At 57.1% G+C, this 25,158-nt stretch carries 27 protein-coding genes, 1 tRNA gene and 1 pseudogene; 15 read left to right on the top strand and 14 right to left on the bottom strand.

Annotation, left to right across the window (positions count from 1 at the left end; genetic code table 11):
- Positions 1–650 precede the first annotated feature (650 nt).
- The gene (locus tag ACI3K0_RS21150; protein ID WP_404946192.1) at positions 651–827 is read right to left on the bottom strand and encodes a DUF1330 domain-containing protein; all 177 of its coding nucleotides are present in this window, start codon (positions 825–827) and stop codon (positions 651–653) included.
- Positions 828–2,226: 1,399 nt separating this feature from the next.
- Positions 2,227–2,400 carry a hypothetical protein gene (locus tag ACI3K0_RS21145; protein ID WP_404946191.1) on the bottom strand — a complete coding sequence of 58 codons (174 nt, stop codon included), beginning with the start codon at positions 2,398–2,400 and terminating at the stop codon, positions 2,227–2,229.
- A gap of 271 nt (positions 2,401–2,671) precedes the next feature.
- Between ACI3K0_RS21145 and ACI3K0_RS21140 the strand changes: the two genes are divergently transcribed.
- Positions 2,672–2,992, top strand: coding sequence for a hypothetical protein (locus tag ACI3K0_RS21140; protein WP_404946190.1), 321 nt, complete (start codon positions 2,672–2,674; stop codon positions 2,990–2,992).
- 159 nt (positions 2,993–3,151) lie between these two features.
- Positions 3,152–3,241, top strand: a tRNA-Ser gene (locus ACI3K0_RS21135).
- A 282-nt stretch (positions 3,242–3,523) separates the two neighbouring features.
- Here ACI3K0_RS21135 and ACI3K0_RS21130 read toward each other — a convergent pair.
- Positions 3,524–3,955: a BA14K family protein gene (locus ACI3K0_RS21130; RefSeq protein ID WP_148144915.1), complete on the bottom strand. Its 432-nt coding sequence runs from the start codon at positions 3,953–3,955 to the stop codon at positions 3,524–3,526.
- Positions 3,956–4,179: 224 nt separating this feature from the next.
- Between ACI3K0_RS21130 and ACI3K0_RS21125 the strand changes: the two genes are divergently transcribed.
- A complete protein-coding gene (locus tag ACI3K0_RS21125; RefSeq protein ID WP_183687961.1) occupies positions 4,180–4,443 on the top strand; it encodes a DUF982 domain-containing protein in 264 nt (87 codons plus the stop codon).
- A gap of 663 nt (positions 4,444–5,106) precedes the next feature.
- Here the strand turns inward: ACI3K0_RS21125 and ACI3K0_RS21120 are convergent.
- A complete protein-coding gene (locus ACI3K0_RS21120; RefSeq protein WP_404946223.1) occupies positions 5,107–5,220 on the bottom strand; it encodes a hypothetical protein in 114 nt (37 codons plus the stop codon).
- A 332-nt stretch (positions 5,221–5,552) separates the two neighbouring features.
- On the opposite strand from ACI3K0_RS21120, the gene ACI3K0_RS21115 reads away from it, so the two are divergent.
- From ACI3K0_RS21115 to ACI3K0_RS21105, 3 genes are all read left to right on the top strand, one after another.
- A complete protein-coding gene (locus tag ACI3K0_RS21115; RefSeq protein ID WP_404946189.1) occupies positions 5,553–5,807 on the top strand; it encodes a hypothetical protein in 255 nt (84 codons plus the stop codon).
- A 679-nt stretch (positions 5,808–6,486) separates the two neighbouring features.
- Positions 6,487–6,771 (top strand): hypothetical protein, encoded by a 285-nt coding sequence (locus tag ACI3K0_RS21110; RefSeq protein ID WP_148144912.1) that lies wholly within the window; start codon positions 6,487–6,489, stop codon positions 6,769–6,771.
- A 177-nt stretch (positions 6,772–6,948) separates the two neighbouring features.
- Positions 6,949–7,137, top strand: coding sequence for a hypothetical protein (locus tag ACI3K0_RS21105; protein WP_404946188.1), 189 nt, complete (start codon positions 6,949–6,951; stop codon positions 7,135–7,137).
- Between the two features lie 1,371 nt (positions 7,138–8,508).
- Here the strand turns inward: ACI3K0_RS21105 and ACI3K0_RS21100 are convergent.
- A pseudogene (locus tag ACI3K0_RS21100) lies at positions 8,509–9,366 on the bottom strand (transposase); the annotation flags it as partial.
- A 344-nt stretch (positions 9,367–9,710) separates the two neighbouring features.
- The gene (locus ACI3K0_RS21095; RefSeq protein WP_210298141.1) at positions 9,711–9,869 is read right to left on the bottom strand and encodes an entericidin; all 159 of its coding nucleotides are present in this window, start codon (positions 9,867–9,869) and stop codon (positions 9,711–9,713) included.
- Between the two features lie 107 nt (positions 9,870–9,976).
- Between ACI3K0_RS21095 and ACI3K0_RS21090 the strand changes: the two genes are divergently transcribed.
- The gene (locus ACI3K0_RS21090) at positions 9,977–10,174 is read left to right on the top strand and encodes a hypothetical protein (RefSeq protein ID WP_148144909.1); all 198 of its coding nucleotides are present in this window, start codon (positions 9,977–9,979) and stop codon (positions 10,172–10,174) included.
- 149 nt (positions 10,175–10,323) lie between these two features.
- Here the strand turns inward: ACI3K0_RS21090 and ACI3K0_RS21085 are convergent, their stop codons facing one another.
- From ACI3K0_RS21085 to ACI3K0_RS21070, 4 genes are all read right to left on the bottom strand, one after another.
- Entirely contained in the window at positions 10,324–10,800 is a 477-nt protein-coding gene (locus ACI3K0_RS21085; RefSeq protein ID WP_404946187.1) for a PRC-barrel domain-containing protein, read from the bottom strand.
- Positions 10,801–10,937: 137 nt separating this feature from the next.
- Positions 10,938–11,141, bottom strand: coding sequence for a CsbD family protein (locus tag ACI3K0_RS21080; protein WP_148144907.1), 204 nt, complete (start codon positions 11,139–11,141; stop codon positions 10,938–10,940).
- Positions 11,142–12,787: 1,646 nt separating this feature from the next.
- Positions 12,788–14,374, bottom strand: coding sequence for a gamma-glutamyltransferase family protein (locus ACI3K0_RS21075; protein ID WP_404946186.1), 1,587 nt, complete (start codon positions 14,372–14,374; stop codon positions 12,788–12,790).
- Positions 14,361–15,431 carry an ABC transporter ATP-binding protein gene (locus tag ACI3K0_RS21070; RefSeq protein ID WP_404946185.1) on the bottom strand — a complete coding sequence of 357 codons (1,071 nt, stop codon included), beginning with the start codon at positions 15,429–15,431 and terminating at the stop codon, positions 14,361–14,363. Before ACI3K0_RS21070 ends, ACI3K0_RS21075 begins: the two co-directional genes overlap by 14 nt.
- 277 nt (positions 15,432–15,708) lie before the next feature.
- Between ACI3K0_RS21070 and ACI3K0_RS21065 the strand changes: the two genes are divergently transcribed.
- The 6 genes from ACI3K0_RS21065 (at position 15,709) to ACI3K0_RS21040 (ending at position 20,356) form a co-directional block, all read left to right on the top strand.
- Positions 15,709–16,620: a PhnA-like protein gene (locus ACI3K0_RS21065; protein WP_404946184.1), complete on the top strand. Its 912-nt coding sequence runs from the start codon at positions 15,709–15,711 to the stop codon at positions 16,618–16,620.
- Between the two features lie 69 nt (positions 16,621–16,689).
- Complete coding sequence (locus tag ACI3K0_RS21060) at positions 16,690–17,070, top strand: hypothetical protein (RefSeq protein ID WP_404946183.1); 381 nt, start codon at positions 16,690–16,692, stop codon at positions 17,068–17,070.
- Positions 17,067–18,242 carry a zinc-dependent alcohol dehydrogenase gene (locus ACI3K0_RS21055; protein WP_404946182.1) on the top strand — a complete coding sequence of 392 codons (1,176 nt, stop codon included), beginning with the start codon at positions 17,067–17,069 and terminating at the stop codon, positions 18,240–18,242. Before ACI3K0_RS21060 ends, ACI3K0_RS21055 begins: the two co-directional genes overlap by 4 nt.
- A gap of 9 nt (positions 18,243–18,251) precedes the next feature.
- Positions 18,252–19,163: an NAD(P)/FAD-dependent oxidoreductase gene (locus ACI3K0_RS21050; protein WP_404946181.1), complete on the top strand. Its 912-nt coding sequence runs from the start codon at positions 18,252–18,254 to the stop codon at positions 19,161–19,163.
- A 115-nt stretch (positions 19,164–19,278) separates the two neighbouring features.
- Positions 19,279–19,722 carry a BA14K family protein gene (locus ACI3K0_RS21045; RefSeq protein WP_404946180.1) on the top strand — a complete coding sequence of 148 codons (444 nt, stop codon included), beginning with the start codon at positions 19,279–19,281 and terminating at the stop codon, positions 19,720–19,722.
- Between the two features lie 103 nt (positions 19,723–19,825).
- Positions 19,826–20,356, top strand: coding sequence for a DUF4142 domain-containing protein (locus ACI3K0_RS21040; RefSeq protein WP_404946179.1), 531 nt, complete (start codon positions 19,826–19,828; stop codon positions 20,354–20,356).
- 851 nt (positions 20,357–21,207) lie between these two features.
- Here the strand turns inward: ACI3K0_RS21040 and ACI3K0_RS21035 are convergent.
- From ACI3K0_RS21035 to ACI3K0_RS21025, 3 genes are all read right to left on the bottom strand, one after another.
- Positions 21,208–21,498 carry a DUF1330 domain-containing protein gene (locus ACI3K0_RS21035; RefSeq protein WP_404946178.1) on the bottom strand — a complete coding sequence of 97 codons (291 nt, stop codon included), beginning with the start codon at positions 21,496–21,498 and terminating at the stop codon, positions 21,208–21,210.
- Between the two features lie 218 nt (positions 21,499–21,716).
- Positions 21,717–22,142 (bottom strand): organic hydroperoxide resistance protein, encoded by a 426-nt coding sequence (locus ACI3K0_RS21030; RefSeq protein WP_404946177.1) that lies wholly within the window; start codon positions 22,140–22,142, stop codon positions 21,717–21,719.
- Positions 22,143–22,155: 13 nt separating this feature from the next.
- Positions 22,156–23,034: an SDR family oxidoreductase gene (locus tag ACI3K0_RS21025; RefSeq protein ID WP_404946176.1), complete on the bottom strand. Its 879-nt coding sequence runs from the start codon at positions 23,032–23,034 to the stop codon at positions 22,156–22,158.
- Positions 23,035–23,162: 128 nt separating this feature from the next.
- Between ACI3K0_RS21025 and ACI3K0_RS21020 the strand changes: the two genes are divergently transcribed.
- Positions 23,163–23,786: a TetR/AcrR family transcriptional regulator gene (locus tag ACI3K0_RS21020; RefSeq protein WP_404946175.1), complete on the top strand. Its 624-nt coding sequence runs from the start codon at positions 23,163–23,165 to the stop codon at positions 23,784–23,786.
- 113 nt (positions 23,787–23,899) lie between these two features.
- Here ACI3K0_RS21020 and ACI3K0_RS21015 read toward each other — a convergent pair whose 3' ends face one another.
- Entirely contained in the window at positions 23,900–24,283 is a 384-nt protein-coding gene (locus ACI3K0_RS21015; RefSeq protein ID WP_404946174.1) for a winged helix-turn-helix transcriptional regulator, read from the bottom strand.
- A gap of 136 nt (positions 24,284–24,419) precedes the next feature.
- Here ACI3K0_RS21015 and ACI3K0_RS21010 point away from each other — a divergent pair, with 136 nt between their 5' ends.
- On the top strand, positions 24,420–25,154 hold the full coding sequence (locus tag ACI3K0_RS21010) for an NADPH-dependent F420 reductase (protein ID WP_404946173.1): 735 nt from the start codon (positions 24,420–24,422) through the stop codon (positions 25,152–25,154).
- Positions 25,155–25,158 lie beyond the last annotated feature (4 nt).

The following is a 25,158-nucleotide window of genomic DNA, read 5'->3' as shown; positions in this document are numbered from 1 at the left end:
ACTGCGCGTCTTTGACCTCCAGTCGAGGCACAGGCCTCTCGGAACCACACGAGTGGCCTTCGCTCGGTACGGTATAGGACCTTTCCTCGCTATTACCATCTGACTATATCAACTTTGGGGTGCGGGAGGGGCTTGTCTCTCCCCGATTTCGCTAATGCGGAATAGTTGGCTTTACAGCTGCGTCAACCGAAGCGGCGTGGGCACCCCACGATGTCAGGGCGGCAGTCCGAGCGCCTCGCACAAGTTTCGATATTGATAACATAGTTTCCTCGTTATTCTGCGAGGAAGCCATCACGCCTTTTATTCAGTTAACATTGCGAAAGTGTCATGAACGTTGCCAACGACAATTTGGACGAGCTACGGCGCGCCGAAAAGACTTTCATTGAGGCGGCCAAGCTGCTCCAAGCGCGGCTGGACGAGATGAGATCAAACCTCGAACGTTTAAGTGAGATCTCTGACAGAAGACAGGATGCTCCTGATCCAAGGTAGGCTCCGAATGAGGATGTCGGTGCGCACGAAACTTCTCTCTGTCTTTCCGGTTTTTCACCCGCCAACACTGTTTTGTCCATCTCAAGGTCTTCCTCGGCCCCGGTGCGCCATCATCGCAGCGGGGCTTTTGATGTCAGGGCGGCGGGTACGCTGTCCTCAAGTCACACACCTTCGACGATACGGATGTCTCGCTCTACGACACCTTCGAGCAACGCCATCGTATCCTGATAAGCCGGGCTGTCGTGCGCAGCTTTTGCATGTTCCACTCTATCAAATTCAAAAATCACCGTGCGCTGCTCAAGTCCTGCTTCGTAACATCGCGTGTGATGAAAAAACACGCTGTTAACCTCCGACGAAATGCTGCAAGGGGAATGCGAATCGGCATAAATAATTACTTTCAGTCTTCGCCCCCTACCGAGACATATCCCGCGGAACCTTCGGGTCTATTCGCTGTTATTGGCGAGAACGGAGAGCCCCAAAATGACGAGACTGGAGAACGACCCCGGCCTGCAGAACAGGAGTGAGCCGGTGTATGAGCGCAGAAAGAAAGCTTTGCTTGGTCGAGGGGCAATAATCGCTCTGGCGTCCTTCGCGGCGCTTATAGCTGGGATTTGGCTAATGATCGTTAGCTATGGTCTGATCAGCGGAAGGTGAGGCCAATCGGATAATGCCACGGAACCTTCTCCTGCCCTCGCCGTTCGACAGCCGCCAAACCCTGTTGCATCCGCTCCGGGGATGGGTAACAAGCCCCGCTACTTCCACGAAGTTGTAGCGGGGCTTTTTGATGTCAGGGCAGACGGCCCCGACAATCGGCTCACCTAGCCCTGCCAGCTTTAAGCAAGCCAGCGCAGATACCCCTCTCTACAGTAATTGAACAAGAGCGATTCGAGATGATTTGGCGACCTGTGTCTTCGTTAGCTGCCAACAAGCTAATCTTCCTAAAGTTCGACCACCTGACGAACGCACATTGGATAGGCTACGTGAATGCCGACGGGATCTGCGAGTGGCCAGAGAAGGTTAAGGGCTATCGCCCGACGGGCTGGCAGGAGGCGCTTAGCGACATCTCAGCCGTCGCTGAATTCTGCAAGTGAGCGGCGGTTTAGAGATACCAGCGATGATGTCTCTTGGGATTCCGGATACTGAGCGCCAGCTCGATTATGCGCATGTCCCGGTAACCATGAAATTCATCGGCCACTTCTCGTGGAGCTGCCTTCGCAGTCTGGTCTTTAAGTAAGCTGAGACGGACATCAATCGGTCACTGGACATCGCACTATTCTGAGCAAGGCGCTCTGCTAACTCCTTCACGAGCAACTCCACTATCAACGCGGAGATAAAAGCAGATTTGAATGCATCGGCGCAATCGATGTGGTGAGTAATTTCCAGCGCGGTTAATTCTCCCTTTGTCGGTTCCAAAAGAGGGTGATTGACAAATGACATCGGGTTGGGCTGGCACCGGAGCTTTTCTTGGTCTGTCCGGTTTCCCAGCCGCCACCCTTGGTTTGTCCATTTCGAGGTCGGCTTTCGGCCACGCCGCGATCCCAAACCCTCAGCGGGGCTCTTGATGTCAAAGGTGATGGTTTCGCTTCTTATCTAATCAACCAGGCGGGTCGGTGATCGGCGCTTTGCCGTCCACGGTGCCAAACCGGCCAGTCATCTATGTCTGCACCACTAAGACCGACAGGATTATCGCGGCAGAGAAAAGAAACGTCGTAACTAACGAACGTCGTTCCAGAAATCTCATGAAGGCGCAACGTTGTCATTCGCGATCACATCCAGATCGATGTGGGGCGCATAGCCGATGAGCCAAATTTCCATCCGCTCCGGGTTTTCGTCCTCGGTATAAGGGCAAATAGATGCTGGATCGCCACGTTCACTATCCCGGCATCCAGGATGAAATCTCGGGTCGCTCATCGCGTTCCCTTAACCCCGCGGGTGCTGCACCTTCTAGAAAACGAGCGCGACAAATCTGCAGTGCCTCGGGAATTGGTATTTTGGTCTCGCGCCGGAACCCCCGTCAGAGATATGGCGCTAACGAAGATCCTTCATGAGAACCAGGTGGGAAGCGATACGAAAGGCAGATTGCGACTGCTCATGGATTTCGTTCGAGCTTTCGCGACTGGGTCTCGAAAAACGGTTACTCCAACGATCTTGCTGAGCGCACACTTCCCACAGCCTGAAGAGCATGATCGAGGCTGCCTACCGCAGAACCGATTTGCTTGAACAAAGAAGGATGCTGATGTTGCAATGGGACGACCATTACCTTCAAAAAGTCAGGTCGGAGGATGAGCATCGCCGCAATGTCGAGACAAAGCGATTAGAACAGCTACTTGGCGAGGCAAAGACATTTCGCCAAGCGGCGGATATCCGCGCCTATGTTTCTGCAGTGGTGGACCGTCGCGATGCCGATTCGCTCGCATTCGATAGCGGACTGGACCAACGGGCGAACTGGGCTCTAAGGCAGGCCGGTCGGATAGATCCTACTGGTTCCAAACCCCGGCCTTAAGGAAATTGCTCCGCCGCTGACTCTTTTCCAACATTTTCTTGAGGAAACGCCAAGTTTTCGAGATATTTCTGTAAATATCGGTTGATCCCTCGAAATTCATCGGTATATATCGCGCCGTTCCAACGTTTTTGGGTCGGCAGCGACGCAGAACATCCTGAAGGACAGGTGGCCGAGTGGTTTAAGGCGCACGCCTGGAACGCGTGTGTGCGTGAAAGCGTACCGTGGGTTCGAATCCCACCTTGTCCGCCATTTTATCAATTAAAACAGATATTTACGTGAGCAAAACTGATATTCGGGTCGTTTTATCGTAACGGCGTCTGCAACACCTTTGTTTTTTGGATATCGGCGAGCCCATCCCCTGTGGGTGGGGCAATCTCGATCCTCTGGAGATCGCTGCTCCGTAGAATCACTGGTCACCTACATCACCAGATCGTTGGCTTGCAGTCCGCGTCGACAAGTCCCATTCGCTACATCATGGAGTAAGAAAAAAGGCGGCATCTCTGCCGCCTCTCTTCACGCTGCCACGATCAATCAGTAAGGCGACTGGCACTGCGCACGCACGCCCGCGCGAGGTACATACGTGTTGTCCGATGCACGGTAGGTACGATAGCGATTAGCGCACCACTGCGCGTGGCTGCTGCCGTACGAACGATTGCCGGAGTTGGCAATCGCACCACCGATGATGGCGCCAGCCGCCAGGCCACCGATTACCGCACCTGCATTCGATCGACGATGCCTGTGGTGGTGACGGTCATACCGGCGGTGGTGTCGGCTATAGTGCCGCCTATCACCGCGATGATGCCGGTAGTAGCGACGATGGTCGCGGTATTGGACCTGTTCAGCGTTGCTAGCCTGTGGGGCAGAAACTGTGGGAAGTGGTAGGGCCGCAGCCGGGGCAAACGAGGTCAGCGTTACGATCGCCGAAAGCGAGACCGCAGAAAATACCTTGGAAATTGTTCGCATAATTGTCTCCGTTAATACGGGACATAATGCTCCGGAAACGTACTGGTTCCAAAATTAGTTAGTGCGCAAACAATCAGAGTGAACAAAAAGGCCGGAACGAATCCTCGCCCTGACGAACACCACCATCTCTCGCCGACCATCGACAGGAGAACTTTCAAGCTGACGGCCGGGAACAGAATCAACGCTATCGAGTTCATTGCGCGCTTAATGAGAGTACGCATGAAATGAAGTACGAGAAGTTCGAGACCCGGACGGATGCGCGATGGCTCGCTCCTGTCTGGATCCGTGTCGGGAGCGGCGTCGCCGAGGCCGTGAGAAGCCCTAACGATGCCCTCGAAAAGCTAGTGTATCGATGGCCCAGCCAGAGCGGCACCTATTATTCGCTTGCCAAGGCGACCTGCCTCAAAGCTCTTAGCAGCCGGCTTGAATTGAATGCTTCGCGTGAGGTGTTCATTAAGGCGGCGATTGAAGCGCAAATGCTTGACTGAAATCATGCCGGCATGCCCAGCGAAAACAAGAGAAGCCGCCCCTCGCGAAGGGACGGCTTCTCTACTGCTTTGTTAGCGATCACGAGACGAAGGCTTCAGTCCCTCGCAGCGAAGCTGGTGAGTTCCAGACAGGTAGCGATGAAGATCGCCTACCGACATGTCTTGTGCCTAGGGCAGCTGCTATTGGTTTTATGAGGCTTGCATAAACTGCACGCAGCAATCCTAGTACGTTTCCGTTTGTGATGCATCATGATCTCCGACAGGTGCCGGTGCGCCCCGATGGCGCACGCGCATGTGCAGAAGATCGCTGATCATGATGTCCATGCGACTATCGTAGACGCGCGCAACTGTTAGCGCAACCACACAGTCTCGCGTAGCCTCACACCTCGGCCGCTTGCGTCTTGGTCAGTAGCGTGACCGGATTATTGTCGTTAGCGGCTCTCATCGCTCTCCGCTTCGTAACCGTGGTATTGACGGCGCTTACTTTGGGCGTGGTCAATTATTCGGTGGCAAATCTTATGGTCAATTCCAAAAGGCCGCACACAAACCGGAAGGTCAATCAAGCCATTCACATTGGCTGCCGTCAATAAAAAAAAGGCCGCCCCGCGCTCCAAGCAAGGGCGGCCAAAACGACAGGAGCGGAGGCAACCGCGCTGTCGCACCTTATCGAGAACACTCGATCGCCCGGTATTCCGTGTACTCACTCCGCCGAAATGTCTTGTGTAGCCAATCCGTGTCGCCGCGCTCGTCGTTGCAGCGTTTACACGACATGGCGATGTTGGATGGACGGTCTGTTCCGCCGTTGGCTCCGCCGGCGTATATGCTCGATTGTCGCGTTGTCTGGGCGTTTCAGCGAGTCACTATCCCACGAGAGGGAAACACATCTGCCGCAGTAGCAACAACGTTGAAACTCAGCTGGTTGAAACGGTCGGCGACTATCCTGCCGGCGCGAACCTTGGGCGGCTTATGGGCGTCCTCAATTTAAGGACACCGTCAATAGGACTGGTATGATCGGATGCGCGAGGCGGACGGGCTTCTCCCTTTAACCTGATTTTATTGCGCGCATGTCATCTCTGGCATCGGTGCCCTTGGCGCTATGAGAGGAAAGCTTGAAGCACAACGAATTGATCACGGAGCTCATCAGATCAGCAAACCTGATCGAGACGATTGGCGTCTCCGAGCGTCGTCAGTTACTCGAACGGGCTGTGGCGGAAATCTACGAATTGCGGGTAAAGGTCGGAATTCCTCGAAGTGTAAAGGGAAACGACGCTGTCACCGATCTAAAGATCCTGGCCACAAAAATCGATGCTATCCCTCTTCCAGCTGAGGAAGTTCGACGGGGATGCTGCAAGCCGCCGGGATGATCCGTGACCTGTACATAGTTCGCGATAACGGAATGGAATTTTACTTTGGAAATCGCACATGAGACGTAAGCAGCAAACGGCGGAGTGGATAATCTTTTCAGGGATTATCTTTATTATCACCATCTCGGTGGCGGCAGTGATCGAGCAAATCTCTCTCGCTTCCGTGTGAATATCGCTCCTATACGAGAAGTGCATATGACGCGCGGGAACATTTTCCTGCCTTCATTATTATATAGCCGCCAGACTTTTGTTGCGTCCGCTCTAGAAGTAGGCAGGCCCCGTTGCGATCCCAAAGCCGCAGCGGGGCTTTTCGATATCTGGCGCTTGGTCATGGAGCGAGTGCATCACGCAAACATTAAAACATTGGGAACTTTGACTGCGTAGGGTAGTAAGATAGGTACTGCTGCGAGGGAATTGCAATGCGCGGTCGCATCCCATCGAATGTAATCCTTCGACCTGACGATCTGGCGTTGCTTGAACGCGTTTTCGCCCAAGTGATTCCGGAACACGATACTCACCCGGATGAGCTCGCAATGCTGCTGGTGCGGTTGTTTCAGGACGGATTAACCACTGAACCAGAACTCCTCAAAGCGGCTGAGCGATGGTTTCGGTAGACAGTTAAAATCGATGGGAACGAATCCCTTGAGTAACGATCGAGTCGCAAAACGGAGTACTGCGTGTGGACCTCAATCAGACCGAGCCATTAGCGTTTTCGCAGATGACGGCTCATCAGCGTGATCGCGTGCTAGTCGAGCTCGCAAAAAGCCTAGCGTATACGGCCCTAGCTTCTCGAACTCTCTCAACGAACCATCATTTTCGCTTGGAGGAACTCGGCACGCAAATTGAGCGAGACCACGCTCTCCTTTCTGCCGACTATGAGGCTGCGGCAAAGCTTGTCTTCGAAGCAATCACTCTGATTGCTGATTTCGAATACGAGATGGGCAGAGGCGAGACGAAGCATTAGTTTGCTTGTTTGTGAACGCTCGCCCGGCACATGACTAGCTTTATCCGCGGTAATATCCTTCGATTGATGTCAGGGCGGCGGGGTTTCTTTTTTCGACTTCAGCACTACGTAATTGGTATCGCCGGTTTCCCGGTGACTGGGAGATTGTTGAGCTCTCGCCTTAGCGCGGAGAGCCATATGATCACCACCGACCCCATCTATCGCGCCGTTCAAGAACCCGATTACAGCTGGAGTGTAATCGTGGTTGAGACTGGCCTTCCCTACCGCGTCTCTGGTTACCCCATGGATCTACTCACTGAGGACGTTGCGACAGCCTTGGCTGAGGTGCTGAATGATATCGATAACGACAAGCGTACGATCCATTGAATGGTTCGTATGAAGTCAGGGCGGTGTGCGGCGAACGTCCCGAATGAGTAGCGTCAATAATCGTTCTTCGATTGCAATAGTGCGCTCAACTCGCGCAATTTCCTCGTCCACCTCGGCGCTACCGGAACCATCACGGTCCCTTGACGACCAAAGCACCGCAGCCCTTGCATGGTTTCGCGCTAATCGCTCTTTCAGTCGCTCAATCAGGTCAAACATCGACGACCCTTACTCCATACTTGAGGGACGCTAGAAATAGCTTTCCGAGACCGGGCATCACAAATGTGGGTAAGACGATGTCAGGGCGGGGAGCTACGCCCCCGTTGAACAGACTAAACTAAAAATTGTATTTGAAGTTCCTTTCGCCGAGTAAGTTTCTCAGCCCATAGCTGGCGGAAGCGATAAATGACATTCGTCGATGTCAGGACGGTGAGGAAGCGGCCCTCTTTGCAAGGGGTCAATGAAGACTGCCGCCATTGGTTTGGAAACGGTGACGGCAGGGAGCGAAACAGGCCGATTAATTAAGGACCTTCCAAGTGGAACTAACTCGGCCTCATCTGGTTCGGCTCACCTAATTGGGAGAGTGACACAATGGATCGTAAAGTTGTCGAGACTGGCACAGACGCGCGACAGGGCAGACCCGGTCGTCCGGTGTTGATTGTTCTTGTTGCTGGTTTGGCGCTGGCAATGATTGCTTGGCTTGGAGCGGAGATGTGGGGAGAGTCTACCGATGCTCCCGCCGAGAATACCGCGACACCCCCAGCTCAAAGCAACTCACCAACGCAACCCGCCCCGCCCAGTACCGGACCTGCTGTGTCGGCGCCTATTGACCAAAGCCCTCATCCGGACGGTGGGACAGGTGGGCCTTCTCAATCTAACCAGCCTGAAGGCAGCACTACTCGCCAGTGATGGCATAGTGGTGAGACAACGGCGGAACCTTATTCGGAATTAGCAGTTCCATGGCCGCCACACTCTGTTGCGTCTGCTCCGGGGCTAGATATAAAGCCCCGCTACTTCCAGTAAGTTGTAGCGGGGCTTTTGATGTCAGGGCGAAGTGGGCGGAAACAAGCTTTACCGTTCTTCGCCGCCTCCCATGCCATATCGAATTAGAACGGTGCCCATGGCGACGGAAAAGCCGATGATGACAATCGCGTAGATCATAGGTTGTTACTCCCATTGCGAGCAACTAACTTAGGCACTCTCGAAAATCTTCAAGCCCCTTTGTTAGATGTCAGGGCGGTGGGTTCCGCTTTCGGCCGATTTCGTTGAAAAACTCGCTAGATTGGCTGCTCATCCCCCGATTTTGTTTTCCGGGCGGAGTGCCAATGGGTTTCTGCTCCGCGCTTCGGCGCAGGGTCTCCATTCATGTCGCTCTCATGCGGCAATGACGCCATGTGTTGGCGTTTGCGGCCTGAGTTTGGCCAATCTCCTTAGATTTTGTGCGGTGGCTGCAAGCAAGAATTCGTCTTGCGCACCACACGGTCCTCGAAGCCGAAGACGCGCCATCCGTAGAATGCGTTTGAGATGCGCGAAGAGCATCTCAACTTTCTTTCGGCGGTGACGCGACAGTTCATATTCCGGTGTGGCTGCAATCGCTCTGGCAACATCGCGCGCATCCTCATTGAGATCGCGCGGCACCTTGCGCATAGGCGTGTTAGGGCAACAACGCTGTTTCAGATCACAGACATCACAGTCCTTTTTGCTGGCACGATAAATCCGTGTGCCTTCGGACGTGATCCCCGATCTTGGCGTATCGTAAGTGCGGTGGAACTGCTTCAGTTCGTTCCCGGCCGGACAGATGTATCGCTCGTTCTCGGCTTCCCAAGTGAAGTCCGAACGGGAGAAGGTGCCGCCCGTCCGGTTCGACTTGTCAAAGACCGGAATGTGCGGCTCGATCTTCTTCTCCTTGACAAGCCATGCCAAGTTGTCGGCGGAACCGTAAGCGCTGTCAGCAGCCACATAGCCCGGCCTCAAGCCAAAGCGATTCTCGGTCCTTTCGAGCATCGTGCGGGATGCCCCGACTTCGGCCCGGCGGATCGCACGCGTAGCCTCCACATCGACAATGACACCATGATCGGTGTCTATCAGATAATTGGTGGCGTAGGCGAAGAAGGCATGGCCTTCGTGAGCGCCGGTCCATTGCGCGGCAGGATCAGACGGGGAGATGAACTTTGGTGTCACTGGCGACGCAGCACCGAAAGCGGCATCCGCGAGCCGGTCCACTATGGGGCGGCAGATGCCACTGACAACCTCGATCTGTAATCGCTGCCCTTGGACTCGCCATGATCCGATGCGTTCCTGCTGATCCTTGTCTGCAAGGTGAGCGGCGCCCGAATGACATCCATTAACAACCGTGCGTGCAGCACGCTGCCCTGCGCTTACCGGGCATCGTTGTGCAGGTGTCTCCGCCCAGATGTCACAGATAATGCACGGTTTTTGAAGTGTCCCCAAGGAGACCCCCCATCAACAGCACGACTTGACAAAGATGTCGGACCAATTCGACTTCACTTGCGTTGCACGTATGCCTTGAAAATAAAAAGGCGGCATTTCCGCCGCCCTTTTGTCGCTTTGGTACCTCATCTAGCGGCAGCATTCCCGACACGATTGCCGGCATCCTGGGTTGCGTTCACGGTGTTGGCCGTGTCCTGCCCCATGCCGCGGATCGTGTTGCCGCAAGACGACAACGCGACGGTAGCCAAAGCCACGGCGAATACAGTAGTGATTGCTTTACTCATGATACCCTCTCCGGTTTTCACTTCTCTGAGATAGGGCGGTAGAGCACTGTGACCATGTGCTAAAGCGTAAGTTCTGCGCCGGCGCCCTCAGCAGAAACTGACCGCAATTGTCTAGACATAATGTACGCCACAACGTCACCGTCGCAGGCCTCAACCAGACGATCTGCGCTGTAACCCGCGGCTTCGGCTTCCGCCCTAAGGACACCCGCAAGCATTGCGAAATCGTGCTCATTGCCTGCTGGCAAGGCCGCAAACCGGCGCTCCTCAAGACGGTCGTCAATCCAGTCGTGGATGATCATCATTGATTAATCTCCCGTGGTGACCGACATAATCGGTGGCCGCAAATTTCGTTCCGCGATCAAATAAAAAAGGCCGGAGCGAAACCTCGCGCCGACCTTGGTCTCGAGCTTAACCGGGCGCCATTACATCCGTGGTCGCCGGCAGAGCTCGATAATTACTTCTTCAGCTTGTCGTAGTCGAACTTCGGAGCCTTCGACAGGTCGTCCTTGTTGGTGTCGACGTAGGCCTTCCAGGTGCCGTTATCGTCTGCAAGTGCCATAGACGCCGGATCGATCACGACGTAGCTTGCACCAAGGCCAAGGAAGCCACCAACGCTCGCGATTACGCCGATGACGGACTTCCCGTTCCCGATCACGACGTCGGAGATCTCGCCGACCTCTTCGTTTTCCTTGTTGTAAATGTTCAGACCGACAAGCTTCGAGGTAACTAGGTCTGTGTCTTTGATCTCTACGGTCTTGAGCGGCATTGTTGCTGCCGTGCCCATGGTGATACCCGGACCTACCATCGTCGCATCGGCGCCCGAAGCAGCTGTCGCGGCAGGGCCGGTCGCAGCGGGAGCAGTGGACTGCTGAGCGAGAACAGCGGTGCTCATCGTTCCAAGAGCAAGGGCGGCGGCGATAATCGTCTTCATGAGTATTTCCTCGTATGCAATTGATCCCACGAATTTTTTCGTGGCGGTGAGAAACGACCCTGCCCTGCTTTGGTTCCGGCAAAAAAAGAAAATTATGACAAAATAAAAAACCCCGCCGATGAAGCGGGGTCTCGTGATTACCAACTCTGACGCCCATACCAGTCGTCAATGTCTTTGGTGGTGCGGTCCTTTTCGTAACCGTATCGCTCCTGGATCTTGCCTTCCAACTGATCGCGCTTGCCGGCTATGACGTCGAGGTCGTCGTCAGTGAGCTTGCCCCACTGCTCCTTGACCTTACCCTTCACCTGCTTCCAGTTACCTTCCACGCGGTTCCAGTCCATGTCGTTTCCTCCTGTTATACGCTTGTCAAATAAACCGATGAGCGCAAGGAAGGTTCCGTACCGCTACGCGCGCCGCCGAATGCAGCGGCTCATAAATCTGTCAATGCGGGTCTTCTCCCCACCAAATTTATCAATTATTTGGGCAGCTTGAGGAATGTTTAGCTCGTAAGCCTCCTGCAGCTCTTCCAGAGTGTAATGCGCCGCTGGCCTTATAAGGTTCATTGCGATCTCCTTTCTGGATGGAAATGCGACACGTCTTCAGTTGTTCCTGATCGTGCTGGCACCCACCTATCTAACACCCCAGCGGAACGTTCAGCATAGTGCCCTTTTCTGTGCCGATCGAACGAAGGGTCGCAATTAGGTTTAGGAATATCCACGCTAGCCGCAGCAGCCATGCCTGCCTCACTCTCGCAGGCTGCGTCAGCGAGAGCGGCTACTCGACCTACGGGCGCAGTTACAGCCGCTACGACCGCCCCCCGTACGTCTACCGTGTCGACCGGCCACGTCGGGACTGGGATCGTTGGCATCACGACAGGCGCGATTGAAACCGTCACCGCGAGGCACGACGTGATGATCACCGCGACCGCCGCGATTGGGATCGCAACGACCGTCGACGATCTGAAAGGCGTGACCACAGGAACTACCGCAGCAACAACCAAGGCGGTAACGAACCAATCATTCTGCGACGGCCCAGATCCTGATCCCTAGAAACAAGAATAGCCGCCCCTCACGAAGGGGCGGCTTCCTTGCCGGTGGTGTCGGCAGAAATAAGGCCGGTGAAGCCTTGGTGCAAGAATTTATGAGGCCGATTCGAACTCTTGGCCATGTCGTAGATCCTCGTCGGTCCTGGCGTGCTTGCGCACGCGAGAGGCAAAAAACCGTATTAGCGCTATCGCTGTTGGACACCGCCGGTAGGGCTGCCGGACGGGTCAGACTTTGACCTACCCCTCAACCCCGCCTCGTCGGCGCGGAACGCCGAGGCATTTTGGCAGTTAGGCATGCAGGAGGAATTACTATTGCACAGGAAGTGTACGCGAGAATTCGCCCATTACATCGGTCTCATTGTCGCGCTTGCTCTGCTAATTTTATCGCTCGCGTGGATGGCGCATTAGCTCGCTAGCCTAGCTCGATCGGATACCCATCAACTCCGTCCACCGCGACCTTCTTGCCCTTATCGATGATCTGCTTCGAGCTGTCGTAACGATGATTGCAAAGCGACTGCAGGTTGTCCGGGTCATAAATAGATCGAGGTCGCCTTTGTGAGCCTTGCGATTGTCGACAACCTCAGGGCCGGGATATTCTCGGTGATCAGACAGAATTCGCGGAGTGGCGCTATTGCAAGCCGACGACGTGTAGCTTCCTCCATGCGGTCGTGTCGTAGCGACACTTCCTGAGGCAGTCAGTTGAGGGGGCAGGATTTCATCTTAACTTGTGGGGTACGAACACCGCGAACCGGTTAGCTATGGTTCTGGCTGCCGAAAGGGGCATCGGCCTTTTTCGTAGTGCTGCGTAAACATGGCATAGTAACGCTGCACTCCCCATCAATCTGGAAGCCGGATGTGCTCATCACCGCAAGCCCCCCAATCAGGTTGCTTTCAAGGACTCACCAGAAGCGAAAAGAGCCGAAGGCACGTCTGCCGTCGGCTTCAAATACCGAGAGCCATGCCATCCTTACGGCTGTCGGAACCGCCTTCGAGCACGCCATTGCCGATGCGGATCGCCTGGCTGCCACCGATTGGGCTACTGGCGACTTTGAGGACATGGCCGCGGGCTTCCAGTTCGGCGCGGACCTCCAGCGCAATGGTCGGTTCGACCTCCAGCATGCCGCCGAAGCCAAAACTGCGCGGTACATCCATCGCTTCCTGAAGACCATGACCATGGTCAATGACGCAGGACAGGAATGCTGCGTGTCCCGCCGCCTGATAATGTCCACCCATCACGCCAAAAGTCATCAGCGCCTTGCCGTCCTTGGTCACCATGCCCGGGATGATCGTATGCATCGGCCGTTTCCGTGGGCCGATCGCGTTCGGATGGCCCTCGATCAGGCGGAAAGAAGCGCCTCGGCTATGGAAAAGCACGCCGGTCGCCGGGTCGAGACGGGTCGAGCCAAAAGCATGGAAGATGGAGTTGATGAAGGAGATCGCATTGCCCTCACCATCGACAACGCAGAGATAGATCGTGTCCTTGTGTTCCGGCTCATCCCAGAGAACCGGTGGCAGGGCGCGTTTCATGTCGATACGGGCGCGCAATGTGGCGATCACCTCGTCGGAGAGCAATTTCTCGGCAACGCCCGGGCAGTGATCGGGATCGGCGATCAGAGCATCACGGTGATGATAGGCAATCTTGGTTGCTTCCGCATGCAGATGGATGCGATCAGCATCGGCCATTGAGGCGATATCGAAACCCTCGATGATTTTCAGGATCAGCAGGGCGGCAAGGCCTTGGCCGTTCGGCGGGCATTCATGCACGTCATAACCGCGATAATTCGTGCTGACCGGCTCCATCCAGTTTGCACCATCATTGCCAGCGGCGAAGTCTTCCACCGTGTGCAGCCCGCCCAGCGAATTGAGATGGGCGACCATTTTTGCCGCGGCTTCTCCTTCATAGAAAGCGGCCGCACCCTTGGCAGCGATTTCCTCGAGGCGTTCGGCAAGCAGAGGCTGCTTGATGATGTCGCCGGCGGCCGGCGCCTTTCCGTTCGGCAGGAAGACGGCTGCGGCATGGGCGTCGCCCGCTATGCTTCCCTCGTGGTTAGCCCAGTCCATGGCGACACGCGGGGTGACGACAAAACCCTTGCGGGCATAACCGATGGCGCGCATGAACAGACGCTCCAGCGACAGTGTACCGTGATCGGCATGCAGGCGGCACCAGGCGGAAATCGCGCCGGGCACGGTGATCGCATGCGGGCTGGTCTGCGGAATTTCGCCGGAAAGACCGAGTTCCGTCAGTTTGGCTACACTTGCTGCCGCTGGTGCGCGGCCGGAGCCGTTCAGCGCCTTGACCTTCTCTCCAGCAGGCGCGTAGAGCGCAAAACAATCGCCACCGATCCCCGTCATCAGCGGATCAACGACGCACTGGACCGAAACGGCGGCGATCGCCGCATCCACGGCATTGCCGCCATCCTGCAGGATTTCCAGCCCGGCTGCGGTCGACAGCGGGTGGGAGGTGGCGATCATGGCTTCGGTGGAGAGCGTCGACGGGCGTCGCGCGGAGAAGAAATCAAAATGTGACATGCGGTTCCTTGGTGCCCTCAGGCGATATGTTTGACATTGCGTATGGGTGGTAACAGGCGACGGCCCGGTCGTGCCCCCTGCGGGTCAGGACCGGATCATTTGCCAGACAGTCGGATTGTGCAACCGCACAGCGACCGGAAAAACGGCAGCCGGGCGGAAGATCTAGCGGGCTCGGGATTTCGCCGGGCAGCGGGTCGGAGATCGGCTCGAAAAATTCCGGCGCGGAATGGCGGAGCGCCTTCGAATAGGGATGCGCCGGATTGTTCAGCACCGCCTGTGTCGGTCCGGTCTCGACGATGCAGCCGAGATACATGATGGCGATTTCCGCGCAGAGATAACTCGCCACGCCGAGATCATGGGTGATGAAGATCAGCGTCAGCCCCATTTCCTTCTGTAGTTTGCGCAGCAGATTGAGGAGTTGTGCCTGGGTCGAGACGTCTAGCCCGGAAACGGCTTCGTCAGCGACCAGAACGGTCGGGTTGGAGGCAAGTGCACGGGCAATCGCCACGCGGCGGATCTGCCCGCCAGACATGGCGGCCGGATAACGCCCTGCGACATCGGCGGCGAGGCCGACGCGTGCCAGAAGCGATCTTGTCTGCTCCGCAATGTCGCTCTCCGGGCAGATGCCGAAATGGCGCAGCGGCTCGGCGATTAACTGGCCGACCGTCATGCGCGGATTGAGCGAGCCGAGCGCGTCCTGGTAGACCATCGCCACGTCGCGGGCGAAGTCCGGCCCTGCTTCGCGCATCTGGTTGACCGAACGACCGCGATAAAGCGCCAGCCCCTGTGTCGGTTCCGTCAGGCCGAGAAGCACGCGCAGAAGCGTGGATTTGCCTGAGCCACTCTCGCCGACCAGCGCCATGCTGGCGCCCTGATCGATGCGCAGGCGCACACCATCGAGGGCCGCGAGTTTTCGTTTGCTGCGTTTCAGAAACCCTTCGGATTTGGTGACCTCATAAACTTTTTCGACATCGAGAAGCTCGAAGATAGTTTGGCTGTCGGCACCTGCCTTTTCCTTCGCCGGATCGATCATTGCATTCATTCCGGGTTCCAGCATGCGAGCGCACGTCCTTCCGTCTCGACAACCGGCGGGCGTACTGCCCGGACCGCTGGATGTCGGCGAGGCGCTCTGGAGCCATTTGCAGGACCCATTCTGGCGCGCGAGATTGGAAGGGGGCGGAAATAGTCACCGGGTGGCCCTTGCGATGAGGGAGGTTCCGACACGATCTCAAAGAAATTCGCTTCTGACGTTTTCCTTTGAAGTTGCATGGAACTCGCCGGGCTTCGCCGGGTTAGCGAGCACCGCAATGGCGGAGCCAATCAGGAGCACTCCGATGACCCTACCCACTTCCACTCATCTCCACCACGATACGGTCCATACGCTCGATCCCTCGGCCACGGCCGCGTTGAACAAGGTCTCGTGGGGCGCGATCTTCGCCGGAGTCGTCATCGCACTCGCGATCCAGTTCCTCCTCAATCTGCTCGGGGTCGGCATCGGTGCTGCAGTTCTCGATCCGGCCACCTCCGACAATCCGGAAGCAACGACGTTTTCGATCGCCGGAGGCCTCTGGTTTGTCGTCGCCGGTATCGTCGCGGCTTTCGTCGGAGGCTATGTCGCCAGCCGACTTTCTGGTCGCCCCAGCAAATCGACCGGTGGCTATCACGGCGTGACGACCTGGGCGGTCACGACTCTCGTCGTTCTCTACATGCTGACGACCTCCGTCGGCGCTCTGATCGGCGGCGCGTTTAACGGGCTGTCCAGCGTTATCGGCGGCGTAGGGCAGACCGCCGCGACGGCGGCAATGACCGCAGCACCTTCGCTCGCAAGCGCCACCGATCCCATGGCCGGCATCGAACGTCAGATCCGAGGCTCGACGGGAAGCGATCCGAAGGCGCTTCAGGATGCGGCAGTCTCGGCCGTACGGGCGGCCATGACTGGAGATCAGGCAACGGCTGAAGATGCGAGAACGCGCGCCGCTGACGCGATCTCGCGGGCACAGGGCATTCCGGTCGACCAGGCGCGCACCCAGGTCGAACAATACGAAAAGACTTACCGCGAGAACATGGCGGCAGCGAAGCAACAGGCGGTCAATGCAGCCGAGGTCGCAGCCACGACGGTCTCGACGGGTGCCATCCTCGGGTTCCTAGCCCTCGCGCTTGGTGCGGCTGCGTCATGGTTCGGAGGAGTGGCAGGTACAAAGCGCGCTGTCCTCACGATGGAAACATCCGGCCGCCGGTCTGTCTGACCGTCATGCCTGGGCACTGACCCCAGTACCGTCGTCGCGACACTCACTCGCGAAATAGGGAGAAAGCAAATGCGCTTTATACCGACGCTCGTGCATGGCGTGATCGACTATATCGTCGGTCTCGTTGTCATCGCGCTGCCGTTCATGCTGGGTTTCCAAGGCGCGACGAGGCTGACGTTGGTTGCCTTGGGGATCATTGCGATTCTCTATAGCCTGATCACGGACTACGAACTTGGGGTGGTTAGGTATCTCAGAGTTCGTTTTCACCTTATGCTGGATATTGTCTTCGCCATCGCGATGCTGACCTTGCCGTCATTTCTCGATTTCCCGGCGGATTTAAGGTGGCCCAACTATCTTATCGGCATCGCCGCACTTGTCCTCGTAGCGACCACGGAAATCCGTGCGACCGGTACGGCCGACCAAGACAACAACAAGGAGATTACCAGATGAAGGCACTTTGCTGGCACGGCAAGGGCGATATCCGCTGCGACAGCGTCCCGGACCCCACGATTGAGGACGGCCGGGACGTCATCATCAAGATGACCGCCTGCGCGATCTGCGGATCCGACCTCCACCTCATGGACGGATACATCCCCTTCATGGAAAAGGGCGACATCCTCGGTCACGAGTTCATGGGCGAAGTGGTCGAAGTCGGCCGCGACAACAAGAAGCTGAAGGTTGGAGACCGGGTTGTCGTGCCGTTCACCATCTGCTGCGGCGAGTGCCAGCAATGCCTCAAGGGCAACTGGTCGGTCTGCGAAAGGACCAACCGCAACGCCGACAATGCGACGAAAGCATTCGGTTATCCGACGGCGGGCCTGTTCGGATATTCGCATCTGACGGGGGCCTATGCCGGCGGCCAGGCGGAATATGTCCGCGTCCCCTACGCCGACGTCTCGCCGATCATCATCCCGAACGGCATGAGCGACGAACAGGCGCTGTTTCTCGGCGACATCTTCCCAACGGGCTGGATGGCTGCTGCCAACTGTGAGATCGAGCCTTCCGACATCGTCGCGATCTGGGGCTGCGGCCCCGTCGGCCAGTTCTGCATCAAGAGCGCACTGATGCAGGGCGCGGCCCGTGTCATCGCGATCGACAACGTGCCGGAGCGCCTAGCGCTGGCGCAGCAGGCCGGCGCGGAGATCATCAATTTCGACGACGAGGACGCGACCATTCCCGACCGCATCAAGGAGATGACGGGCGGTCACGGCGCGGACAAATGCATCGATGCCGTTGGAGCCGAATCCCACGCCACTGCCTCCTTCGACGCCGTCATCGACAAGGTCAAGGCAGCGACGCTCCTGGGCACGGACCGGCCACACGCCTTGCGCGCCGCCATCATGGCTTGCCGCCCCGGCGGGATCGTCTCGGTTCCGGGCGTCTACGGCGGCTTCCTGGACAAGATCCCGTTTGGCGCGGCGATGAACAAGGGCCTGACCATCAGAACCGGCCAGACTCATGTCAACCGTTACTCGCTCGACCTGCTGCGCCGTATCGAGGAAGGCGAGATCGACCCAAGCTTCATCATTACCCACCGGGCAAAGCTCGAAGACGGGCCCGCCCTCTACGAAACCTTCCGCGACAAGAAGGACAACTGCATCAAGGTGGTGCTGACCCCATGATCTCCCGCAATGAATTATGATTGCGTAGTCATCGGCGGTGGGCCTGCAGGGCTCACCGCCGCCATTTACTTGGCACGCTTCCATCTGGCCGTGATCGTATTGGACCACGGTCAGGGCCGCGCGGCGTCCATCCCGATCACCCACAACCACGCCGGTTATCCGGAAGGCATAGCCGGGTGCGATCTCGTACGACAGATGCGGCTCCAGGCCGAACGCTATGGAGCAAAGTTTCGGGTCGCCGAGGTGACGTCCCTGGAAAGGAATGGGGACGGTTTCATTGCAATGGCGGATGGCGAATTCGTCGAGGCGCGCGCCGTGTTGCTCGCCACCGGCGTTGTCAACCATCGTCCGCCGATGCCGGACGACCTGCACACGGAGGCTCTGGAGAAAGGCTTGATCCGGTACTGCCCGATCTGCGATGGTTTAGAGATCACCGACAAGGATGTCGGCGTTGTCGGTACCGGCCAACGGGCTTTGAACGAAGCGCTGTTCCTGCGGAGCTTTACCGCCCGAGTCACCATGATATCACCTCGAGATACTCACGACCTGAGCCGGGAGCAGTTGGCGACGCTGGCGCGACATGGAATAGAAGTTTTCTCAGGTCCGATCAGCGGAATCGACTTGAAGGAAAACCGGATCATCGTCGGCCTGCCTGGGGCATCCATGACGTTCGAGTCGATTTACCCAGCAATGGGATCGGATATCCGGTCGGAGCTTGCAGGAGCACTCGGAGCCAAGCGAACGGAGGTCGGATGCGTCGAGGTCGACTGGCATCAGAGGACAACGATCGCCGGGCTGTATGCGGCTGGTGATGTGGTGCTGGGGCTGGATCAAATCAGCAGTGCCATGGGCCAGGCCTCGGTTGCCGCGACGACGATCCGAAACGATCTGTGCGAGCAGCGGATCATGCTGCGAACTTGACCATATACGCGACAGCTGAGCGGAGCTTTTCGAAGAGGCCGTGATGCAGGGCGGCGTCATGAGGGAACCATACTCTGTGCGGGAGGTTACCTCTCGTGACCGGGGAAACCCCAATATGAGAAATTTGTCTAAAGCGCTGTCCGCAGCGACCTTGGCTGTGGCGATCAGCCTCACGTCAATGACCACAGCATTTGCTGTTCCGTTGCCTGTCGCAAAACCTGACCAGGCAAACCGCCAAGTCGAGGAAGTACAGTTTCGCCGGGATCGCGACATGCGCGATCGCCGCGAATATCGCCGCCAGGGCTACTACAATGGACAACGTGGCTATCGTGACCGCAGGCCGGGCTATCGTCGCCACTCGGACGGTTTCTGGTATCCGTCAGCCGCGTTCGGTGCGGCAGCAATTATTGGCGGGGCAATTGCGAACCAGCCGCGCTCCAATGGTGGCGCATCAAGCCATGTTCAGTGGTGCGCAAATCGCTATCAGTCATACCGCGCTTCGGACAATTCCTACGTCCCGCGCGCCGGCGTTCGGGCGCAGTGCGTTTCGCAAAACTGATCCAAGCACCGCTGCTTAGCTATCCGAGCCCGTCCTGTTCAGCAGGGTCGGCTTCCCTCGCCGTTCTTGCGGAACTATTCGGACCCTATCAAGGAGTACCGACATGAAAAAGATCATCATTACCGCAGCTGTCATCCTCGCGGCGTCCGCTTCGGCATTCGCCCAGTCGACGGCGGAAAGCACCGGCGCCAATTCCTTGATCGGCAGGGCACCTTCGACAGAGGATTTCGTCATGCAGGCATCCGCTAGCGACATGTTCGAAATCGAATCGAGCAAGCTTGCAGTGCAGAAAGGCGACGAGCAGACCAAAGTTTTCGCTCAGCAGATGATTACCGATCACGAGAAGACGAGTGCTGAGATGAAGGCAATGCTCGCCGGTGGCAAGGTCAAGGGAACTCCGGTGACAGCGCTGACGGAAGATCTTAAGGAAGAGGTCGAAGGCCTGGCCAAGCTTTCTGGCAACGAGTTCAAAGAGGAATATTTCGACGATCAGGTCGACGCGCACGAGGACGCGGTGGATCTCTTTAAGCGCTATGCTGAAGGTGGCGAAAATCCGGAACTGAAGGCCTGGGCTGCAAAGACACTGCCGGCGCTCGAGCATCATTACAAGATGGCTCAAGATTTGGAAAAGTAGCAGTTAAAAGCCGTCCGCCTCAAGTCCGGCTGGCCGACGCCACCCGCTACTTCATAAGCTCCGCCCATGGTGACCACGGATGTAACTGGCACAGGTTAGGGCGAGAAGGGAAGGTCCGTGCGATACAGTTCGCCCGGCCTTCAGCCCGGGTGCCCAACCCCCGTAATCCTGAGCGCTCGGCCTTTTGGAACGCGGGCAATACATCCAAGCTCCATGGGTGCAAAGCCGCCGCGCTAGGTGGCTGAAACCGTTACTCGTCGACCCGCATATGATCTACGAATTTTTGGCACAACAGACATGCCAGGGCCGCTGCCACTTCGAAGCGGCCCGAACATGATTTGAACCTATCTATTCAAGGGAATAGCATGTCGCAGACTATCGTAAATTAGCGTGGTCTAGCGTGCTGTAGAGTGGTTGCGGGGGCTCACAACCAACCATTCCTGCGGCTGGTTGAAAAGCGTCTTCCAAAGCTAGCGGCCTAGGCTCGCGACTTCGCCAGTTCAACTACCTGTTTACCCGCCCACCTATTTTATGCTGTGGCCCGCCTATTCTCCCCCACATACAACCGCGGTTGCACCGAAATTGGCTGGCATCCCAGCCACCGGCAAACCTGCCGTGCTTGGTCCCACGACTACCTCCATTCATTGATGATAGGTGCACATCGTACGCTGGGCGGCCTTGTCTGCCGTTTCTTCCCAACATTGAAAAGGAAGATCTGAGTGGACGGGATGACGAGATACCCTTCGAAAAAGCTGCACTCATTCTTCGGAGAGCATCTTGTTGATGGACTGGCGCCCGCCCAGAAGGCCGGGGACTATTGATGACGTTTACGGGATCGGAAGCGAGGCAAACTACTTGATCCCGTCTATGATAAAGGACCGATAGTCCGCCCCGAGAAACCGGTGTTTCACGGCAGCTTGGTATCCGGGACTATCGTAAAAGGCGCGTGCCGCCTCCATAGTGGGAAAGCTGACCATCACCACACCGTCGGGAGCTGCCCCCTCCAGAACGTCCTGAGGGCCGTGGGCGGCAAGTACGGTTCCTCCCGATTCCCCCAGCAATGGCCTCAACATTTCCGCATAAGTCTGCAGTTCAGCTGCATCGCGGCTACGTTCTTGAATGAAAATGGCATAAGCGGTCATGTTAAATCTCCTTAAGAGTTCCGGACCCGGTCGGTTGCAATTGACGACCTTGCTTAAGACGGGTCGTTTGAAGGCTGCGCGGGCTTGTCGAGGTCGAAGACGATATCGATCGCAGGGAGGATTTCGAGCTACGCTAGCCGTTAACAGCGGATATGCGGGAGCCGGATCTGCAGATCAGGGACCGACGTTGTCGCCCATTTCCGCCTCCCGCATCGACATCAGTTCGTCGTAACGGTGATGGCCACGTCGATGTTGCCCCTTACCGCGTTCGAATAGGGGCACGTCGCATGCGCCGCCTGCACGATCTCCTCAGCCGCTGCCCGATCGAGACCGGTGATCGCGACGTCGAGCGCCACTGAAAGCACGAAACCACCGTTGCCATTTGGTTGCAAACCCACGTCGGCCACGACCACGATGTCGGTATCCTTCACCCTGGTGGCCTTGTTGCGAGTGACGTGGATCACCGCATTTTCGAAGCAGGCCGCATAGCCGGCCGCGAAAAGTTGCTCGGGATTAGTCGCACCGCCCTTACCGCCCATCGTCGTGGGCAGCGCCAGCGAAAGATCAAGAAGGCCGTCTTCGCTCCGGACGGTACCGCTGCGGCCACCGATCGCGGTCACTTTGGTGCTGTAAAGTGCGCTCATCCTCGGGCTCCTGTCACAGCATCTCTGACATACCAAACGAGGTCAGCATCTCGTTCTGAATCGGGCGTACGGCCTCGTTCAGTCGATGGACACCGAAGTCCAGACCTTCGGGCATGACGACCGTGCGCAATGGACGCCGCTCCGTAGCCTCGACCAGCTCCGCGATAGCATCGGCCACGCGTTGGGGGCGCGGGGGATTGGCCTCGTCCTGTCCATCATTGGCGTGGGCCTTGATCTGACCCGGGATCGCCGCGACCTCGCCGTAGGACGCAAGCACGGCCTGGTCGGATGGCTCCGGGCTCGAGGAGATGAGATTGCTCGGGAATGGTCCTGGCTCGACAATGACGGAGTCGATTCCAAAGCCCTTCAGTTCGTACCGATAGGCTTCCGCGAGTCCCTCGAGCGCGAACTTGCTAGCCGAGTAGGTGCCGAAGAACGGAAAGACCACCCGACCCATCAGGGATGTCACATGAACGAGGAGCCCGCTACCAACAGCACGCATATGCGGCAGCACGGCGCGGTCTGCCCGCACGGCACCAAAGAAGTTCACCGCAAACAGCCGCTCGATGTCCGCAACTGTGTAGGCTTCGGTGACCCCGACGGGCATCAGTCCGGCATTGTTGACCAACACATCGATTTTTCCATGCTGCTTGACGACCTGATCGATCGTGGCGTTCACCGAGGCCTCGTCGGCGACGTCCATTTCAAGGACTTGCACCCCATGTCCCTCGGCTTTCGCCGCGTCGATAAGGTCCTTTCGGACCTTGGCATTTCTTCCCTCAACGTCCCGCATTGTCGCAACCACCGTATGACCCCGCCTTGCGAGTTCCAATACCGTGAGGTTTCCGAAACCACTGCTCGCACCGGTGACTACAACGACTTTTCCGCTCATCTTCAGTTCTCTCTCTTTTTAAATTCCATTGGTCGCGACCAACAGATAGACAGACCTGTATGTATCTGCAATCAAAAAATTTACAGACTAGTCTGTATTGTGTAAGCGAAGAATCTGAGGTGACGAAAATGCAGAGGCGCAGCGTGCTAGACTTCGTGGATGTGGATGGGCAATCGCTAGAAGCCCTAGCTCCGCGTGAACGCATATTGAAGACGGCGTCGGACCTGTTTTACCGACTCAGCATCAACGCTGTCGGGATAGATCGGATTATCGCCGAAAGTGGCGTGGCGAAGATGACTTTTTACAAGCACTTCCCCTCGAAGGCCACCCTCATCGCTACCTATCTTCGCCACAAGAGAGTCATCTGGTTCCAGATGCTCGCGACTGCGACCGAAAAGCCTGGCCTGTCGTCGAAGGAGCGCGTGCTCGCGATTTTCGATGCGATAGATGAACCTCTCAGAGCAAAGACTTTTCGCGGCTGTACATTCGCACGAGGATTGGCGGAATTCGGACCCGAGGCAAACACGCCGGAGGTGCAGGCCACGATTGCCGAGTATTTCACGGAACTGCATGAATTCGTTGCATCGCTCATTGAGCCGCTCGCTTTGGAAAACCCCGAGCGGGCCGTTATCCAGATATTGTCGCTGGTCCAGGGCTCGTTTGTGATGGCGCAATCCATTCCTAACGGTGGAATTGTTGAAGCAAACCGCGATGCAGCCAGACTCCTGTTGGAGCATGGGTTGCCCGATTAATTCCTTCGGGCAAGCGCCTGTTGGCGTCTCCCCTCTCTTCGACCCGCAAACCTTCGAACAGCCTGCTAAAAATCAATGCGCGACGCTCGGGTCGCTGGGAGTAGTATTGCCGCTTACGCGGGCTCCTGCGACACCGAAGCACGTGCGTCACGACGCATAAAAGCCCAGTCAATCAGTTCCGCCATGGATGGACCAAGGGCGATCCCCATCTCACTGAGCGCATACTCTACCCTGGGCGGAACCTGAGGAAACACGGTTCGCGTGACGATACCGTCTTTCTCCAGTTCTTTGAGTTGCTGGATGAGCATTTTCTGGTTCACGCCCTCTACACGCTTCTCAAGTTCCGAAAATCTTAGCGGCCCCTTCGCACCAAACAGCTGGCAGATGATGACAATTTTCCACTTGCCCTCAAGGACCTGAAGAGCGTCCCTGGTCGCTGCTGCCCAGATCAACTGCTGCTTGGGATCGTCGCAGCGCCAGTCTCTCTCTATAGCCATACTTACCTCCGGGTGGGTTACCCACTTTCGAGTAGGTTCTTGCCGTATCATCTAGCTATACCTAGTCTTCGGAGTACGAAAAGTCACGTCTCCGTCGGAGTGCGTTGAGTTCAATACTCTCAGCAAGGGAATGACAATGAAGGTCGGAATCATTGGCGCAGGCAACATCGGTTCGACACTGGCACGCAAGCTCGCGGCGGCTGGGCACGAGATCAAGCTTGCCAATTCCAGGGGACCGGAATCGATCCGCGACCTTGCCGCAGAAGTCGGTGCGACGGCAACGACCCGGGAAGATGCCGTAACAGGTGTGGATGCGGTGATCCTCTCCATCCCGTTCGCAGCGCATCGCGATCTCGCCGCGTTGTTTCAGACCGTTCCCGAGAACGTCGTCGTTATCGACACATCCAACTATTATCCGTTCCGCGACGGTGCGATCGCCGAGATCGATGACGGCAAGCCGGAGGCGGTCTGGGTCACCGAGCAGATCGAGCGGCCCATCATCAAGGCGTGGAACGCGGTGCTTGCCGAGACCCTTGCCAAGAAAGGCGCAGATAAGACGCAACCCGGCCGCATCGCCCTTCCGGTCGCGGGCGACGATCCTGAAAAGAAATCGCGCGTGCTGGAACTGGTCGAGGCCACAGGCTTCGACGCCTTCGATGCCGGGGGCCTTGCGACCTCGTGGCGACAGCAGCCGGGCACGCCTGCCTATTGCACGGAACTGACGGCTGACGAGCTGAAAACCGCTCTTGGAAAAGCAGATCCGAACCGCTCGGCGGACAACCGCGAGACTCTGATCAAGGGTTTCATGGAAGGAGGCGAGAGCCTGACCCACGACGACATCATCGCCCGCAACCGCGCCGTAACAGCGTGAGCAG

It is taken from the genome of Rhizobium sp. ZW T2_16, from assembly GCF_044987325.1.
GTDB classification, from domain to species: Bacteria; Pseudomonadota; Alphaproteobacteria; order Rhizobiales; family Rhizobiaceae; genus Neorhizobium; species Neorhizobium cellulosilyticum.
The sequence above is the reverse complement of the archived record's forward strand: the minus strand, read 5'-3'. Positions and strand labels throughout refer to the sequence as shown.